We start from the raw sequence: 16,958 nt of genomic DNA, 5'->3' as shown, positions 1-16,958 counted from the left end.
CGGCCCGCGGGCCGACGCCGGGCCCTTCATCGACCGGCGCACCCCCGGCCGTCTCCAGTGTGCTCACTGCCCAAGGCCCCTTTCTCGCGGATTCCCGCGGTTCCGCCGTTCCCGACGGACCCGCCGCTCCACCGCCCTGCACAACGTCCGCGACCACTGTGCCCGCTCAACCCATGAGCCAGCTGTGTACGTGAGATCCGTCACGTCACTCAACCTTTGTGGAGCACACGACGTTGCCCGGAACCCTCCCTCCGCCACCGTCCGCCCGCCGTTGGACCGGCGCACCCGGCGTTGGCCAAGATGGCCGTATGGATCCCGCCCACCCCTGGCATCCGACCGCCGGCCCCGAGTCGACCGCACGCACCCTCGACCGCCGTCAGGGCCCGTACGGGGAGGTGGTGTTGCGGCAGCGGGGCCCGGCCGCCGAGGGCCCCGGAACCCTTGCGGCGCCCGGGTCCGACGGGCCCGTCTACGAGATCATCGCCAATGGCTGCTTCCTGATGGACACCTCCGACGGGCGCTCCGAGCGGCTGCTGATCGACGCCGCGCTGGCCGCGCTGCCGGCCGGTCGCGCGCACCCCGCCGTCCTCATCGGCGGGCTGGGCGTCGGCTTTTCGCTGGCGCGGGCCGCCGCCGAACCGCGCTGGGGCCGGATCGCGGTGGCCGAGCGCGAGGCGGCGGTGATCGACTGGCACCGCACGGGTCCGCTCTCGGCCGTCTCGGGGGAGGCGCTGGCCGATCCGCGCACCGAGATCCTGCACACCGACCTGGTGGCGTACCTCCACGACGGCGCGGGCCAACTCCCCTACGACGCACTGTGCCTGGACATCGACAACGGCCCCGACTGGACCGTCACCGAGGACAACGACAGCCTCTACTCCCCCGCCGGGCTGGCCGCCTGCCGGGACCGGCTGACGCCCGGCGGGGTGCTCGCCGTGTGGTCGGCGCAGCCGTCCGCGGAGTTCGAACTGGCCCTGCGAAATGCCGGATTCGACGGGGTACGGACGGAAGAGATCCTCGTTGCCCGTGGAGTCCCGGACGTCGTCCACCTCGCGCTCCGGTCCGCGTAGGGTGCGTAGCCGACGGTCACACCATGCCCTTACGCTGCTGCCCAGCAAGACGCGACCACGCAGGGCACATGCAGGGGCGGGCGATGGACCAGACTCAGACAACCCAGGGCGGCACCACCGCGGCCACGCCGGGCGCCCAGCGCCGGGTGCTGGTCGTGGAGGACGATCCGACGATCGTCGAAGCCATCGCGGCCCGGCTGCGCGCCGAGGGCTTCCAGGTGCAGACGGCCACCGACGGCCCGGCCGCGGTGGACACCGCCGAGGCGTGGCAGCCGGATCTGCTCGTCCTCGACGTGATGCTGCCGGGCTTCGACGGCCTGGAGGTGTGCCGCCGGGTGCAGGCGCAGCGCCCGGTGCCGGTGATGATGCTCACCGCCCGGGACGACGAGACCGACATGCTCGTCGGCCTCGGGGTCGGCGCCGACGACTACATGACCAAGCCGTTCTCCATGCGGGAGCTGGCCGCCCGGGTGCACGTGCTGCTGCGCCGGGTCGAGCGCGCCGCCCTGGCCGCGCACACCCCGCGCAGCGGCATCCTGCGGCTGGGTGAGCTGGAGATCGACCACGCGCAGCGCCGGGTCCGGGTGCGCGGCGCGGACGTGCACCTGACACCCACCGAGTTCGACCTGCTGGTCTGCCTGGCGAACACCCCGCGCGCGGTGCTCTCCCGCGAGCAGCTGCTCGCCGAGGTCTGGGACTGGGCGGACGCCTCCGGGACGCGTACGGTCGACAGCCACATCAAGGCGCTGCGCCGCAAGATCGGCGCCGAGCGGATCCGCACGGTCCACGGCGTCGGGTACGCCCTGGAGACCCCGCCGGCATGACGCGGCGCTGGCGGACGGGCGTGCGCGGACTGTGGCAGCGGGTCTGGGAGGGCCTGCGGCCCCTCGATCCGTACCGCTCCGTCAAGGCGGCGCTCGGCGCACTGGTCATCGTCTCGGTGATCATCACCACACTCCTGGTGTTCGTCGCGATGCACTCGGCGACCGAGCTGCGGGTGATCACGGTCTTCTCGATCATCGCCTCGCTGCTGATCACCCAGTTCGTGGCGAACAGCCTGACCGCGCCGCTCGGTGAGATGACCGATGTGACCCGGGCGATGGCGCACGGTGACTACACCCGCCGGGTGCGCGCGGACCGCCGCGACGAGTTCGGGGACCTGGCGGACGCCTTCAACCGCATGGCGGCCGACCTGGAGGCGGTGGACACCCACCGCAAGGAGCTGGTCGCCAACGTCTCGCACGAGCTGCGCACCCCCATCGCGGCGCTGCGCGCGGTGCTGGAGAACGTCGTCGACGGGGTCTGCGAGCCGGACCCGGAGACCATGCGGACGGCGCTGAAGCAGACCGAGCGGCTGGGCCGGCTGGTGGAGCACCTCCTGGACCTGTCGCGCCTGGACAACGGCGTGGTGCCGCTGCACACCCGCCGCTTCGAGGTCTGGCCGTACCTGTCCGGGGTGCTCAAGGAGGCCAACATGAGCCGCGGCGCCTCCACGCTCTCCGGGCTGGCCAGCTCCGGCACCCATACGCGGACCGACGTCCACCTGCACCTCGATGTGTCGCCCCCGGAGCTGACCGCGTACGCGGACGCCGAGCGGCTCCACCAGGTCGTGGCGAATCTCATCGACAACGCGATCAAGCACAGCCCGCGGCACGGCCGGGTCACGGTGCGCGCACGGCGCGGCGAGGGGCCGGAGGGCCTGGAGCTGGAGGTGCGGGACGAGGGCCCCGGCATCCCCGAGTCGGAGCGCCACCGGGTCTTCGAGCGGTTCAACCGCGGCGGGCCCGGCCCCTCGGGTCCGGGCACCGACGGCGGTACGGGACTGGGCCTGGCGATCGCGCGCTGGGCGGTGGACCTGCACGGCGGGCGCATCGGGGTGGCCGAATCACTCCGCGGTTGCCGGATCCGGGTCACCCTTCCGGGGCTGGAGTCAACCCGGGGCTGACGCCCGCTGACGTAGGGTCGGTGGTGGGAGCACTCGTTCCGGGGGTGCAACGGCGATGCAACGGCGATGAGTGCTACCCGCACGCGGGCAAACCCCGGGTATTTCCCGCCAAGTCATGCCCTGAAACCCTTCGGTGAATGTGACGTGCGCGACGAGTGGCCCTCCCGGACTGCACCAAAGGTCACAAGAGGCGTAGCCTTTATTCCCGCTGTCCACCACCTTAGGAAGCGGAAGAGGGCGGTTGCCGCCGTGTCGCTACAGTCCCCCAACAGTGCGAGTGTCTCGACGGACCAAGCGGGGCAGGGGAAGAACCCTGCCGCTGCGTTCGGTCCCAATGAGTGGCTCGTCGACGAGATCTACCAGCAGTACCTCCAGGACCCGAACTCGGTAGACCGAGCCTGGTGGGACTTCTTCGCCGACTACAAGCCGGGCGGCGCCACCGCGCCGAGCCAGCCGGCGGAGGCTGCCGCCCCCGCTCCGGCCGCACCGGCCCCGGCGGCTCCGGCCGCACCGGTCGCGCCCGCCGCGGTCGAGCCGAAGCCGGCCGTGCAGGCCGCGGCCCAGCCGGCCACCCCGGCGAAGCCTGCCGCGAGCGCTCCGGCCCCCGCGCAGGCCGCGCCCGCGAAGCCCGCGCCGGCGAAGGCGGCCCCGGCCAAGCCCACCGCCAAGCAGGTCGCTGACGGCCAGGCCCCCGAGGGCCCGGAGTACGTCACCCTGCGGGGCCCGTCGGCCGCCGTTGCGAAGAACATGAACGCCTCCCTGGAACTGCCGACGGCCACGTCCGTCCGCGCGATCCCGGTGAAGCTGCTCTTCGACAACCGCATCGTCATCAACAACCACCTCAAGCGCGCCCGGGGCGGGAAGGTCTCCTTCACCCACCTCATCGGCTACGCGATGGTGCAGGCCCTCAAGGCCATGCCGTCGATGAACAGCCACTTCGCGGAGAAGGACGGCAAGCCCACGCTGGTCAAGCCGGCGCACATCAACCTCGGTCTGGCCATCGACCTGGTCAAGCCGAACGGCGAGCGCCAGCTGGTCGTCGCGGCCATCAAGAAGGCCGAGACGCTGAGCTTCTTCGAGTTCTGGCAGGCCTACGAGGACATCGTCCGCCGGGCCCGGGACAACAAGCTGACGATGGACGACTTCACCGGGGTCACCGCGTCGCTGACGAACCCCGGCGGCATCGGCACCGTCCACTCGGTGCCCCGCCTGATGCCCGGCCAGTCCATGATCATGGGCGTCGGCTCGATGGACTACCCGGCCGAGTTCCAGGGCACCTCCCAGGACGCCCTGAACAAGCTGGGTGTCGCCAAGGTCATGACGCTGACCAGCACCTACGACCACCGCGTGATCCAGGGCGCCGCCTCCGGCGAGTTCCTGCGCATCATGAACCAGCTGCTGCTCGGCGAGAACGATTTCTTCGACGACATCTTCAAGTCGCTGCGGATCCCGTACGAGCCGGTCCGCTGGCTGCGGGACATCGACGCCTCGCACGACGACGACGTCACCAAGGCCGCCCGGGTCTTCGAGCTGATCCACTCCTACCGGGTCCGCGGCCACGTCATGGCCGACACCGACCCGCTGGAGTACCACCAGCGCAAGCACCCCGACCTCGACATCACCGAGCACGGCCTCACCCTGTGGGACCTGGAGCGCGAGTTCGCGGTCGGCGGCTTCTCCGGCAAGTCCATGATGAAGCTGCGCGACATCCTGGGCGTGCTGCGCGACTCGTACTGCCGCACCACCGGCATCGAGTTCATGCACATCCAGGACCCCAAGCAGCGCAAGTGGATCCAGGACCGGGTCGAGCGCCCGCACAAGTCGCCGGAGCGCGACGAGCAGCTGCGGATCCTGCGCCGGCTGAACTCCGCCGAGGCGTTCGAGACCTTCCTGCAGACCAAGTACGTCGGCCAGAAGCGCTTCTCGCTGGAGGGCGGCGAGTCCGTCATCCCGCTGCTGGACGCGGTCATCGACTCCGCGGCCGAGTCGCGCCTCGACGAGGTCGTCATCGGCATGGCCCACCGCGGCCGGCTCAACGTCCTGGCGAACATCGTCGGCAAGTCGTACGCGCAGATCTTCCGGGAGTTCGAGGGCAACCTCGACCCGAAGTCGATGCACGGCTCCGGCGACGTGAAGTACCACCTGGGCGCCGAGGGCACCTTCACCGGCCTGGACGGCGAGCAGATCACCGTCTCGCTGGCCGCGAACCCCTCCCACCTGGAGGCCGTCGACCCGATCGTCGAGGGCATCTCCCGCGCCAAGCAGGACATCATCAACAAGGGCGGCACGGACTTCACGGTCCTGCCGATCCAGCTGCACGGTGACGCCGCGTTCGCCGGCCAGGGCGTGGTCGCCGAGACGCTGAACATGTCGCAGCTGCGCGGCTACCGCACCGGCGGCACCGTCCACGTCGTCATCAACAACCAGGTCGGCTTCACCGCCGCGCCGGAGTCCTCGCGCTCCTCCATGTACGCCACGGACGTGGCCCGCATGATCGAGGCGCCGATCTTCCACGTCAACGGTGACGACCCCGAGGCCGTCGTCCGCGTCGCCCGGCTCGCCTTCGAGTTCCGCCAGGCGTTCAACAAGGACGTGGTCATCGACCTCATCTGCTACCGCCGCCGCGGCCACAACGAGTCGGACAACCCGGCCTTCACCCAGCCGCTGATGTACGACCTGATCGACAAGAAGCGCTCGGTGCGCAAGCTCTACACCGAGTCGCTGATCGGCCGGGGCGACATCACCCTCGAAGAGGCGGAGCAGGCGCTCCAGGACTTCCAGGGCCAGCTGGAGAAGGTCTTCACCGAGGTCCGCGACGCCACGACGGCCCCGGTCGCCCCCGAGGTGCCGCAGCCCAAGGCCGAGTTCCCGGTCTTCGTGGACACCGCGATCTCCCAGGAGGTCGTCAAGCGGGTCGCCGAGTCCCAGGTCAACATCCCCGAGCGGGTCACCGTCCACCCGCGCCTGCTGCCCCAGCTGCAGCGCCGCGCGGCGATGGTCGAGGACGACGCGATCGACTGGGGCATGGGCGAGACCCTGGCCATCGGTTCGCTGCTGATGGAGGGCACCCCGGTCCGGCTCGCCGGCCAGGACTCCCGCCGCGGCACGTTCGGCCAGCGGCACGCGGTGCTCATCGACCGGCAGACCGGCGACGACTTCACCCCGCTGCTCTACCTGTCCGACGACCAGGCGCGCTACAACGTCTACGACTCGCTGCTGAGCGAGTACGCGGCGATGGGCTTCGAGTACGGCTACTCGCTCGCCCGCCCGGAGTCGCTGGTCATGTGGGAGGCCCAGTTCGGTGACTTCACCAACGGCGCCCAGACGATCGTCGACGAGTTCATCTCCTCGGCGGAGCAGAAGTGGGGCCAGACCTCCGGCGTCACCCTGCTCCTCCCGCACGGCTACGAGGGCCAGGGCCCGGACCACTCCTCGGCCCGGATCGAGCGCTTCCTCCAGCTGTGCGCGCAGAACAACATGACGGTCGCGATGCCGACGCTCCCGTCGAACTACTTCCACCTGCTGCGCTGGCAGGTCCACAACCCGCACCACAAGCCGCTGATCGTCTTCACCCCGAAGTCGATGCTGCGTCTGAAGGCCGCGGCGTCGAAGACGGAAGAGTTCACCACGGGCGGCTTCCGGCCGGTCATCGGCGACAGCACGGTCAAGGCCGAGGACGTCCGCAAGGTCGTCTTCTGCTCCGGCAAGGTCTACTACGACCTGGAGGCGGAGCGCGCCAAGCGTGGCGCCAACGACGCCGCGGCTGCCAATACGGCGATTATCCGCATCGAGCGCCTCTACCCGCTTCCCGGCAAGGAACTCCAGGCGGAGATCGCCAAGTTCCCGAACGCCGAGAAGTACCTCTGGGCGCAGGAGGAGCCGGCGAACCAGGGTGCCTGGCCGTTCCTCGGCCTCAACCTGATCGACGCACTGGACCTGGCCGTCGGTGCCGACGTGCCGCACGGTGAGCGCCTGCGCCGGATCTCCCGGCCGCACAGCTCCTCGCCGGCGGTCGGTTCGGCCAAGCGCCACCAGGCCGAGCAGGCCCAGCTGGTGGCCGAGGTGTTCGACGCCTGAGCGGTGCCGCACAGCTGAGGTAGATGCCTGAAGGGCCCGTTCCCACCGAGGTGGGAACGGGCCCTTCAGGCTGTGGTGCCGGCGCGGAGCGCCGTCTTCCGGGGGCGGAGGTCGGGCGACGGGCGGGCATCACACCGGCTGCGGTCACACCGGCTGCGGTTCGAAGTCCCAGTACGGGCGCCGGCGGCGCCGGGCGGACAGGGTGTGCGGATGCTCGGCGCCGAGCGTCTCGGCCAGCTGCGAGATCGCCTCCTGCTCCAGCTTCGCCGCCTCCTGGCCGCGGCGCTGGGCGCGCAGGTCCTCGGCGAGCGCCGTCTTGGCGGAGAGCGTCAGCGGATGGGTCTGCCCCAGCATGATCTTGGCCCGCTCCAGGGTGTCGCGACCCAGCTCCACCGCGCCGTCCTCGTCGTCGACCCGGCTGCGGGCAGCCGCGGCGTTCAGCGCGCAGCCCAGCGTCCAGGGGTGGTCCGGGCCGACGGCCCGGGTCATCCCGCCGAGCGACCGCTCGGCGGCCTCCAGCGCCTCCGACAGCTCGCCGAACCCGGCCCGGACCAGCCCGGCGTTGCCCAGCGTGCCGACGGTGTACGGGTGGGCGTCGCCGACCAGCGCGCGGTACGCCTCGACGACCTCGTCGGCGAGGTCCCGGGCCTGCCCGAGGTCGCCGTGCTCCCGCAGGAAGGTCGCGTAGTCGGCGCGCACGCTCAGCGTCTCCGGGTGCCGGGGCCCCTGCACCCGGCGGGACCGCTCGACGAGGTCGGCCATCAGCTCGCCGGCCCGCGCCGGCTCGCCCGAGCGGCGCAGGCACAGCGCGAGGTCGTGCTCGGAGCGCAGCGTCTGCGGGGTGTGCGGCCCCATCACCTGGAGGTGCAGCCGGGCGTTGAGTTCCTGGCTGGAGCCGGCGTCGCGGTAGCGGCCGAGCAGCCGCAGCGTCCGGGCGTGCGCGGCACCGGCGTTGAGGGTGAGGTAGTGGCGGGCGCGCAGCTCGCGCTCCCGGTAGGCGAGCACTTCCCGGTGGGTGACCAGTGCCTCCTCGTAGCGGCCGAGCAGCGCCAGGACGCAGCCGAGGTTGTGGCGCGAGGAGAGGGTGCGGGGTGCCTCCGGGCCGAGCAGCCCCACGTAGGCGCGCCAGACCGCGTCGAACAGGGCGTGCGCCTCGTCGTACGAGCCGAGCGCCATGAGGGTGCCGGCCAGGCCGTCCTGGGCCCGCAGCAGGTCGGGGTCGACGGGCTCCCGCTCGGCGGTGAGCAGGTCGACGACGGCGCTGCCGACCGCCTCGGCCTCGCGGTAACGGCCCAGCCTGCGCAGCATGTTGGCGTGCTGGTGGGTGAGGACGAGCAGGGTGCGCTGGGTGGGTTCCAGGCGGCTGCGCCAGCGGGACATGAACTGCTCGCACAGCCGCAGGCCGACCCGGTACTCACCGCGGACCCGCATGTACTCGACGCAGTTGAGCAGCAGCTGCTGGACCGCCGGGTCGGCGCTGTCGAGGACGCCGGCCGGCTCCAGGTGCGGGATGAGCTCGGCGTAGCGCTCCCAGCAGCGGGTGTCGGCCGGGTTCTGCGGATCGGCGGTGACCAGCACCCGGCAGGCGGTCTGCGACATCAGGTCGCGCTCGTCGTCGGTCATGTCGCTGCGCAGGAACCGGTGGTAGAGCCGGTGCATCTGCGCGGTCTCGACGGCCGGGTCGGAGTCCTGGGAGACCTGGTAGTCGAGGCGTACGGCGGTGGACTCGGTCAGCCGGCGCAGCGCGGTGTTCCAGATGATGGGCTCGGCGGCCAGGTCCGCGAGGTGTTCCGGCAGATCGCCGCGGCGGGCGTTGGCGAGCATCGGCACGGGGATGGCGTCCGGGGCGAAGAACGCGAACAGCTTGAGGAGTTCGACCGCCGCGGGGCTGCGCTCGCGCAGCGTGTTGAGCGTTATGGCCCAGCTGGTCTGGAACGCCATCGGGTAGTCGGAGGAGATCCGGATGCCGACGAGGGAGGGCTCGCCGCGGCGGATCAGCTCGATGTACTCCTTCGGGGCCATCGGGTTGGCGTCGAGCCAGGCGGCGGTCTGGGCGAGCAGCAGCGGCAGGTCCTGGACGGCGTCGGAGAGCAGATCGGCTTCCAGCGGTGTCAGCCGCGGGGCGCGCCGCCGGGCGTAGGCGACGCTCTCGACGCGGGTGAAGGGCGGCACCTCGATCTCCTGGGCGCTGCCGGAGCCCGACCAGTCGCGGGTGAGGGTGGTGATCAGGACGTGGCCGCGGCCGTCCGGGATCAGGTCCTCGATCTGCTCCATGTCGTCGGCGCTGTCGAAGACCAGCAGCCAGCGGCGGTAGGGGCGGCCGGTGCGGAGCGCCTCGTGGACGGCGCGGATGCGGTCGCCCAGCTCCCGGCCGACGGGGAGGCCGAGCCGGGTGGCGAGTTCGGCGAGCTGCTCGCGGGCGGCGCCGCGGTTGGTGGCGCTGATCCACCACACCACGTCGTAGTCGTTGCCGAAGCGGTGGGCGTACTCGGCGGCGATCTGGCTCTTGCCGACGCCGGAGGTGCCGTACAGCGCGATGCGGGTCTCCAGCGGCGGGCCGGATCCCGCGTGCGAGCCGGCCAGCTTGCCGTGCAGCTCTTCGAGGACGGGGTCGCGGCCGGTGAACTGGTTGTTGCGGCGCGGGATGTTCCAGACCTCGGGCGGGTTGTTGGGGAAGCGGGGCTCGCCGGGGGCGGGCTCGTCCGGGGTCCGGCGGGGCGCGCCGACGCCCAGCCGCTGCAGCACCCGGCGGCGGGCCTCGCGGGCGTCCAGGTCGCGCAGGTCGGCGGGGCGCAGCAGGGCGGCGGTGGCAGGCAGGCTCTGGGCCGCCACGCTCACCGCGGCGAACCGCTCGGCGTGCGGCGGCACCACCTCGCGCAGTGCGTCGGTCCACTCCTCCGGGGTCTTGGGGCCGAGCCGGAAGTACCAGTCGTCGAGCACCATCAGCAGCCGGCCTTCGGCCTCCAGCAGCCCGGACAGCTCCGCCACCAGCGCGGTGTCCGCCTCCGGGTCCCAGCGGAGCAGCGTCGTGCCGTGGCCCTGCTGCTCCAGTTGGTGGGAGATCCACGCGGCCCACGGGCGGGCGAAGCCCGCGTAGCTGATGGTGATGTGCTCTTTGGGGCCGGCCGGGCGAACGGATCCGGACGAACCGGAGGTGTGCTGATCGGCCATGCGACCGTCTCCCTGAGTTGCGTGCTGCGCGCGTACGGAGGCTGAGTTCGTCGGACACGCCCTGGTGCTTTCGCACGATAGCCCAAGAGTGCGGCCATTTGACGACAGTGCGTCAGGTCATGTTCGACGCACGTCAGTTGAGCGGAAAACGGCGGTGTCCAGACGGGCGGCGATATGCCGTATCAGACGCTCCAGGTCGGCGCAGTAGACGGACCGGTTGCCGAATCCGGTGGCGCCCGCGCGATAGCGGTGCGCGTAGTTGCCGCCGCCGCACACCTCCATCAGGGCGCAGTGGCGGCACGGCGCGGCGAGCCCGTCCCGGCCGCGCTGCCGGGCCGCCATGCCGGGGTGTGCCAGCGCCTCGTCGAAGCTGTTGTGGAAGACGTCCAGGCCGGTGGCGGCGGCGCCCTCGTAGGCGGACTTGAGCGAGTCCACCTGCTCGATGGCGCCGTCGGTGTCGACGACGACGGCGACGACCGGTGAGAGGCCGACCGCCTCGCTGGAGCCGGGGCGGCCCAGGAGGAGGCCCAGGATCTCGGTGAACACCCGCACCCGGGGCTGCGGTTCCCTGCGGGGGTCGCCGTCCCACCACAGGTCGAAGACGGTGCACAGCCAGTCGCCGTACGGGGTGCGGCTCGCCGGGCCGAAGGGGGCGGGCTGGGGGCCCCTCCCAGCGGTGGCCGGGGGAGGGCTGGACCAGTTGGCGTGCGGCAGCAGGAAGTCGAGCATCGGGGGGTCGAGGGCGCGGAGCGAACCGTAGACCTCGGCGGGGTCGGCGGTGACGTCGATGGTGCACAGGATCCCGGCGTAGACCTCGGGGCGGTCGCGCAGCAGGCGGGCGGCGCGGACGGCCGCGGGCCAGGAGGGGCGGCCGGTGTGGTCGATGCGGCGGCGGTTCAGTCCGGGGGTGCCGCCGTCGAGGCTGAGGCCGAGGCGGAAGCCGGCGGCGGCGAGCGTGCCGACCGTGCCGCGGGTCAGCAGGGTGCCGTTGGTCTGCACGCAGAAGTCGGCGGTGCAGCCGGCGGGCAGCGCGGCGCGGACGGCGGCGGCCCGGTCGAGGAGCGGGCCGGGGCCGGTGAGCAGCGGTTCGCCGCCGTGCAGGTCGATGCGGACGGCGGGCAGCCGGTGGGTGCGGGCGTGTTCGGCGATGCGCAGGGCGGTCTGCCGGACGGTGGCGGGCGCCGCGGTCCGCGGGCGGGCGCGCCAGCTGTGGTCCGGGCCGGCGTAGATGTAGCAGTACGTGCAGGCGAGGTTGCAGCGGCTGTGGACCTTCAGGACGAACTGCCGGAAGGGCACGGCAGCGGTCCGGCCGGTCGTCTCCCCCGCCACGGCGTCGCCCCCTGCCCTCGCCCGACGTCGGCGCGCTACGGGATCGCCAACGCCCGTCCGCTCTCAGATACTTGGCTCTGCCATGGACCGGACAACCGGCTTCTTTCGACAACTGGCCGGTTTCCTTGCCCCGTTGCCCAAAAACCACCGGGGCGACCGCTGGCCTCCGCTCCCCTTCGCCGCCCGCCGCCTCACGCTCCTGCCGGCTCCCTTCCGCGGCTTTTCGCCGGTCTCCCGTGTTCCTCAGGACGTCTCGCGGCTCACGCACCGTCCTCGTAGTACGCCACCGCGTCCTGCCCCGAGGGCCAGTTGCGCACCAGCAGCCCCGCCACCGCCCGGAGCACCGGGTGCCCCGCGCGCTCGGCCAGCCCCGCCACGTCCACCCCGGCGAATTCGGGCAACGGCTCGGCCGACGGCGCGGGCGGGCCGGCCGCCGACGGTTCGGTGCGGGGATCGGTCGCCACGCTGCTCTCCTCTGTGCCGGCTGGACGGGGGTTTTCCCGAACTCCTGTCCGCAGAAACACGTTCCACGGCGGGCGGACGGGCGGGAACGGCGCTCAGGCGGGGGATTCGAGGGCGCGCATACGGGCGCGGGTGCGCTGCGCCTCGGGGCCGGTGTCCTCGCCCGCGCGCTGCCACTGCTCCCAGCTCTCCCGGTAGGCGCGCAGCGCGGAACGGGGGCCCGCGGTGTCCTCCAGGACCTCGGCCCGGCGGTGGTGGGCGCGGGCGGCCAGGACCGCGTCGTCGGCGGCGCGGGCCGCGACGGCGGCGCGCCGGAAGCTGGCGGCGGCCCGGTCGTGCCGTTCGCGGGAGTCGAACCGGCGGTCCAGCAGCAGTTGGACGTCGCCGACTTCGAGCCACGCCTCGGCGGCGACCCGGTCCGGCACCCCGGCGCCGCGGGCGGCCAGCTCCAGGATCCAGTCGGCCTCGTGGAGGTCGGCGAGCGAGGGCTGGCGTTCGTGGCGCAGCCGCAGCGCCCGGCCGAACAGCAGCCGGCGGGCGCCGAGGTCGGGGTCCTGCGGCGCGACCCGGGCCAGCGCCTCGCGCAGCACGTGCACCGCTTCGTTGGCCAGCCGCCTGCCGGGCTCGGCGGCCGGCTCCAGGCGGGCCCGCAGCAGCAGCGCGGCGCCCCGTTCGGCGAGCAGCGCGCTGTGCTCGGCGGAGTCCCGGGCGGTCAGCCGGAGGGCGTCGGCGAGCGCGGCGATCGCGGCGTCGAGGCTGTCCGCATCGCCGGTGCGGGCGTGGACGGCGCTGCGGGCGGCGGCGGTCCGGCGCAGCGCGGCGGCCTCCAGGGCGGGGTCGCCGAGTTCGTGGGCCATCGCGCGGGCGCGTTCGAGGGTGCTGAGGACGGCCGTCGCGTCGCTGCCGCCGGCCAGCCGGCGGGCCGCCGCCAGGTCGAGCAGCGTCTCGCACACCAGCCGGTCGGCGGCGCTGCCGCGGCGGCGCAGCAGGACGGTGGCGGTGTCCAGGTCGGCGGCGGCGCGGGTTGCGAGCGCACCCGCGGGGTGCGGCCCCGGGGGGCCGGCGGCGGCGCGGCGGGCCCGGTCGAGGAGGACGGAGCCGCGGGCGGCGTAGACCTCGCCGGGGACCGGCTCGCCGCTGGGCCACCGGTCGAGGAGGGTGGTGAGGGAGCGCTCCGCCTCGCCGAGCGGGTCGAACCGCTCGATCGCGGCGCGCGGGGCGGGCGGCCCCTGCGGGGCGGTGCCGGAGTCGGGCGGCGAAGGCTCCGACTCCGTTACGGGTGCGGGCAGTTCGGCCAGCCGGCGCAGGATGCCGGTGCGCAGCACCATGCTCTCCAGGACACGCGGGTCGAGCAGGCTCATCAGACCGCACGCGGCGTGCAGCCGGCCGGCGGCGTCCTCCAGGGCCGCCCGTTCCCCGTCCGGCGCGCCGGCCGCGCGGCGCTCCTGGGCGCGGGCGTGGCCGACCCGGCCGAGCACGATGAGCACGCGGGTGCGCTCGGCGTCGCCGGCCGTGGCCGGCTCGGCGGCCCGCACCGCCCGCTCGGCCTCGTCCAGGGCGTCCGGCTGCCCCCACGTCGCCCAGGCGTGCAGCAGGGCGCGGGCCAGGTCGGCGCCGGCCAGGGGCAGTTGGCGGGCCGCCGCGCGCAGCAGGCGGACCGCTTCGATCAGGTCGCGGACCGCCCCGTCCTGCTCGTAGCGCTCCAGGAGCGCGGCGCCCTCGGCGGCCGGGCCGCCGGGGGCGTACGGCCGTGTGTCCGGCGGGCGCAGCGCCGGTTCGAAACGGCGCAGCACCCGCTCCGAGACCCGGGCGAACGGCTCGGGGACTGCGCGCCGGCCGGTCTCCGGCTCGCGCCCGCTGCCGGAGAGCATGGCGACCGCGACGGCCGGGAAGTTCCGGGCGCTGCGGCCGAAGGTGCGCTCGATGTAGAGCGAGCAGTGTTTGAGGACCAGCGCCGCCTCGCCCGCGCTCAGCCGGCCCAGCAGTTCGTCGCGCACCCCGGGCCGGAAGTCGAACCACGGGCCGCCCGCCTCGTCCCCCTGCCCGGCGGGCCCGCCGGCGTCCGCGGGGAGCCGGGTCAGCAGCCCGCTGAGCAGCACCTCCGCCAGCTCGGCCGGTCCGGTCTGCGGCAGCATCGCGCGCTGGACGAGCTGGATGACCGGCAGCGCCAGCGGCACCGCGGACAGATGCACGGCGAGCAGCCGCGCGGCGGGCGACGCCTGCTGCTCGAACTCCCGCACCATACGGGCCGGTTCGGCGCGCTCGGGCCCGCCCGCGGCGCCGGCCGGGAACTCCGTGCCGTGGTCGGCGCGGACGACGGCGGCGGCGCCGCGCAGCGAGAGCCCGGCGTCGGCGGCGGCGAGCCGGGCCCAGGAGCCGAGTGCGGAGGGCGTCGCGGACAGCACCGGGACCGCGCGCTCGCGGGCCGCCCCGGGGGCCGTGCCCGGGGGCACGGCGGGCCGGCGGCGGCGCCGCGCGGGCCGGAAGCCGAGCGCGCGGTAGGGGCCCTGGTGGCGGACCAGGGTGCCGGCCGCGGCGGGCAGGAACGTGCGCGCCCACATCCGCTGGGGCAGCGGCTGGACGACGGCGAGCGGGGCGTCGGCCGCCCAGCGGTAGAGCAGCCGCTGCATCCGCCCGTCCCGCCAGAGCGGTCCCGCGCAGTCGCTGACGACGAGGGTGAGGTGGTGGCCCGTGGGGTCGTGGAGCTGGTCGGCGGGGCGCAGCGCTCGGCCGGGGCCGGGGCCGGCGGCGACGCCGACGTCCGGGCCGTGCGCATGGAGGTAGTGGACCGTGACGTCCCGGAAGGCGCCGACCTGTTCGCAGACCTGGCGCAGATCGTGCAGCATCTGCCCCCACACGGCCATCGAGGGCGAGCCGTCCATCAGGAGCCGCAGCCCGGCCGCCCGCCGGCGCACCCCGCGCAGCACCGGGATGACCGCCTCGGCGCGCGCGGACAGCTCGGCGGTGGCGGGCTCGTCCAGCTCGCGGCGGGCCGGGGTGACCGGCGGGTGGTAGCGCTGGACGGGCCGCAACGCCCGCTGGAGCGGCAGCAGTCCGGGGAAGGCGGAGGCGATCGGCACCGCGATCTCACCGAGGCGCAGCCGGTCCGGGTCGGCGGTCCGCGCCCACTGGCCGAGCGGCGCGCCGGCCGCCGGGTCCGGCGCGGAGCGCAGTTCGGCCACCCGGCGCCGGGTGGCCTCCGGGGGCGCGGACGGCTCCGTGCCGCCCGGTGCCGGGCCGTCGGCCGGGTGCGGGTACCCCGCCGGCGCGGGCGGCCCGACACGGAAAGTGGCCGGATCCGTACGCTCGTCCGTGCGGCCCGCGGCGTCCGGGTCCGGGGCGTCCGCCGGGCCGGCGTCCGGTGCCTCGTCCGGGGTGATCCACTGGGCGAGCCAGAGGGCGTCGGCCATCCCGCGGGCGTCGGCGGGGACCCCGGCGGCGGTCAGCCGGGCGAGCAGCTCGCCGAGTTGATCGTGGCCGGATCTCGCCGCACCGCCACCGGGAGCGGGCGGTGGGAGGGACCGCGCCCGTTCTTCCCGCGGTCCGGCGGCGAACGGGCCGGACGGTCCGGCGCCCCCACCGGCCGGCGGAACGCGGCGTTCCGGCACCCCCATGGGCACCGCTCTCACCTCGTCCGGTCGAGCGGGCGCATGAGCTCGGCCGTCAGGCGCCGCCGGGTCTCCTCCTCGTCCTGGTCCGTCCAGCCGGCCTTCTGGGTGAGGTGGATGGCGTTGAACAGCTGGTCGACGGCGCGGACATCGCCCGGCTCGCGGTCCAGGAAGCGGTCGATCACGGCCTCGTGGCGCTCGGCCGCGCCCTCGCCGAAGTGCGCCCGCACCATGGCGGCCAGCCGCTCCTTGTCGGGCGCCGGGATGTGCAGGTGGATGCAGCGGCGCAACAGCGGCGCCGGGAAGTCCCGTTCGCCGTTGCTGGTCAGCACGATGAAGGGGAAGGCCCGGCAGCGCACCCGGCCGTCGCGCACCGTCACCCGGGCGCCGTCGTCGCTGAGCACCCGCACCTCGGAGGCGGATCCGGCCAGCCGCTCCAGCTCCGGAATCCGGAACTCGCCTTCCTCCAGCACGTTCAGGAGGTCGTTGGGCAGGTCGATGTCGCTCTTGTCCAGCTCGTCGACCAGCAGCACCCGGGGCCGCGCCGCAGGCAGCAGGGCGGTGCCCAGCGGGCCGAGGCGGATATAGCGGCCGATACCGCCGCCGGGCTCGTCGTCGGGGTCGGCCGCCTCCCCGGCGGCGCCGTCCGGGGCCGGCCGCGGCGGGGCGGCGCGGGCTATCTGGAGGTCCTGGAGGCGGCCGATGGCGTCGTACGCGTACAGCCCGTCGCGCAGGGTGCTGCGGCTGACGACCGGCCAGCCGAGCACCCGGCCGAGGCCCAGCTCATAGGCGACCGAGTGGGCCAGGGTGCTCTTGCCGCTGCCCGGCGCGCCGGTCACCAGCAGCGGCCGGCGCAGATAGAGCGCCGCGTTGACCAGTTCGCGCTCGGTCTCGCCGGGCCGGTGGTGGCTGGCCTCGCGGCGCTGCACCCCGAGCCGTCGCTCGGAGGCGGGATCCAGGGCGGCGGGCGGCGGCACCAGGGGGCCACCGTCGAAATCGCGCCATGGGGGCGGCGGCGGAAGGTGCTCAATTCCGTCGTGCGGTGCCCCCGCGCCACGGTAGATGAGCCAGTCGCTCACGTCGGAACTCCTCGTCGCCGGCCGGGCATCGGACAGGAGCGATGGCCGAGGAGGACGGTCCGGGAGACGGCGGCTCGTGCCCCCGGCCTTCCTTTCACACCCCCGCGACCGCCACGTACTCTCACGAGCTCTCACGAACTCTCAGGACAACCTCCCACGACGCTATGCCAGTTCCGATCGGTACGGAAGCGCGCGCGGCGGTTTCCGGTCTCGGGTG

At 73.9% G+C, this 16,958-nt stretch carries 9 protein-coding genes; 4 read left to right on the top strand and 5 right to left on the bottom strand.

Translation table 11 applies throughout. The features are described from left to right. Positions 1 to 308 precede the first annotated feature (308 nt). The 4 genes from ACO1BR_RS05235 to ACO1BR_RS05220 all read left to right on the top strand — a co-directional run bounded on the left by ACO1BR_RS05235 (position 309) and on the right by ACO1BR_RS05220 (position 7,092). Positions 309 to 1,070, top strand: coding sequence for a spermidine synthase (locus tag ACO1BR_RS05235; RefSeq protein ID WP_426793818.1), 762 nt, complete (start codon positions 309 to 311; stop codon positions 1,068 to 1,070). A gap of 83 nt (positions 1,071 to 1,153) precedes the next feature. Then, the gene (locus ACO1BR_RS05230; RefSeq protein ID WP_039632823.1) at positions 1,154 to 1,894 is read left to right on the top strand and encodes a response regulator transcription factor; all 741 of its coding nucleotides are present in this window, start codon (positions 1,154 to 1,156) and stop codon (positions 1,892 to 1,894) included. Next, positions 1,891 to 3,015, top strand: a complete 1,125-nt coding sequence (locus ACO1BR_RS05225; protein ID WP_426793817.1) for an ATP-binding protein — start codon at positions 1,891 to 1,893, stop codon at positions 3,013 to 3,015. Before ACO1BR_RS05230 ends, ACO1BR_RS05225 begins: the two co-directional genes overlap by 4 nt. A 249-nt stretch (positions 3,016 to 3,264) precedes the next feature. Further along, positions 3,265 to 7,092 carry a multifunctional oxoglutarate decarboxylase/oxoglutarate dehydrogenase thiamine pyrophosphate-binding subunit/dihydrolipoyllysine-residue succinyltransferase subunit gene (locus ACO1BR_RS05220; RefSeq protein ID WP_426793816.1) on the top strand — a complete coding sequence of 1,276 codons (3,828 nt, stop codon included), beginning with the start codon at positions 3,265 to 3,267 and terminating at the stop codon, positions 7,090 to 7,092. Between the two features lie 144 nt (positions 7,093 to 7,236). Here ACO1BR_RS05220 and fxsT read toward each other — a convergent pair whose 3' ends face one another. The 5 genes from fxsT to ACO1BR_RS05195 all read right to left on the bottom strand — a co-directional run bounded on the left by fxsT (position 7,237) and on the right by ACO1BR_RS05195 (position 16,741). Then, positions 7,237 to 10,263 carry an FxSxx-COOH system tetratricopeptide repeat protein gene (fxsT, locus tag ACO1BR_RS05215; protein WP_426793815.1) on the bottom strand — a complete coding sequence of 1,009 codons (3,027 nt, stop codon included), beginning with the start codon at positions 10,261 to 10,263 and terminating at the stop codon, positions 7,237 to 7,239. Between the two features lie 117 nt (positions 10,264 to 10,380). Then, positions 10,381 to 11,592, bottom strand: a complete 1,212-nt coding sequence (locus ACO1BR_RS05210; RefSeq protein WP_426793814.1) for an FxsB family cyclophane-forming radical SAM/SPASM peptide maturase — start codon at positions 11,590 to 11,592, stop codon at positions 10,381 to 10,383. Positions 11,593 to 11,852: 260 nt separating this feature from the next. After that, positions 11,853 to 12,056 carry a YxD-tail cyclophane-containing RiPP peptide gene (locus tag ACO1BR_RS05205; protein WP_426793813.1) on the bottom strand — a complete coding sequence of 68 codons (204 nt, stop codon included), beginning with the start codon at positions 12,054 to 12,056 and terminating at the stop codon, positions 11,853 to 11,855. A 93-nt stretch (positions 12,057 to 12,149) separates the two neighbouring features. Beyond that, entirely contained in the window at positions 12,150 to 15,668 is a 3,519-nt protein-coding gene (locus ACO1BR_RS05200; protein WP_426793812.1) for an SAV_2336 N-terminal domain-related protein, read from the bottom strand. Between the two features lie 11 nt (positions 15,669 to 15,679). Continuing rightward, entirely contained in the window at positions 15,680 to 16,741 is a 1,062-nt protein-coding gene (locus ACO1BR_RS05195) for an AAA family ATPase (protein ID WP_426793811.1), read from the bottom strand. Positions 16,742 to 16,958 lie beyond the last annotated feature (217 nt).

This window comes from Streptomyces sp. YGL11-2, from assembly GCF_050054615.1.
In the GTDB taxonomy this organism is placed as follows: Bacteria; Actinomycetota; Actinomycetes; order Streptomycetales; family Streptomycetaceae; genus Streptomyces.
Note: the sequence above shows the minus strand (reverse complement) of the source record. Positions and strands in the feature narration are given on the sequence as shown.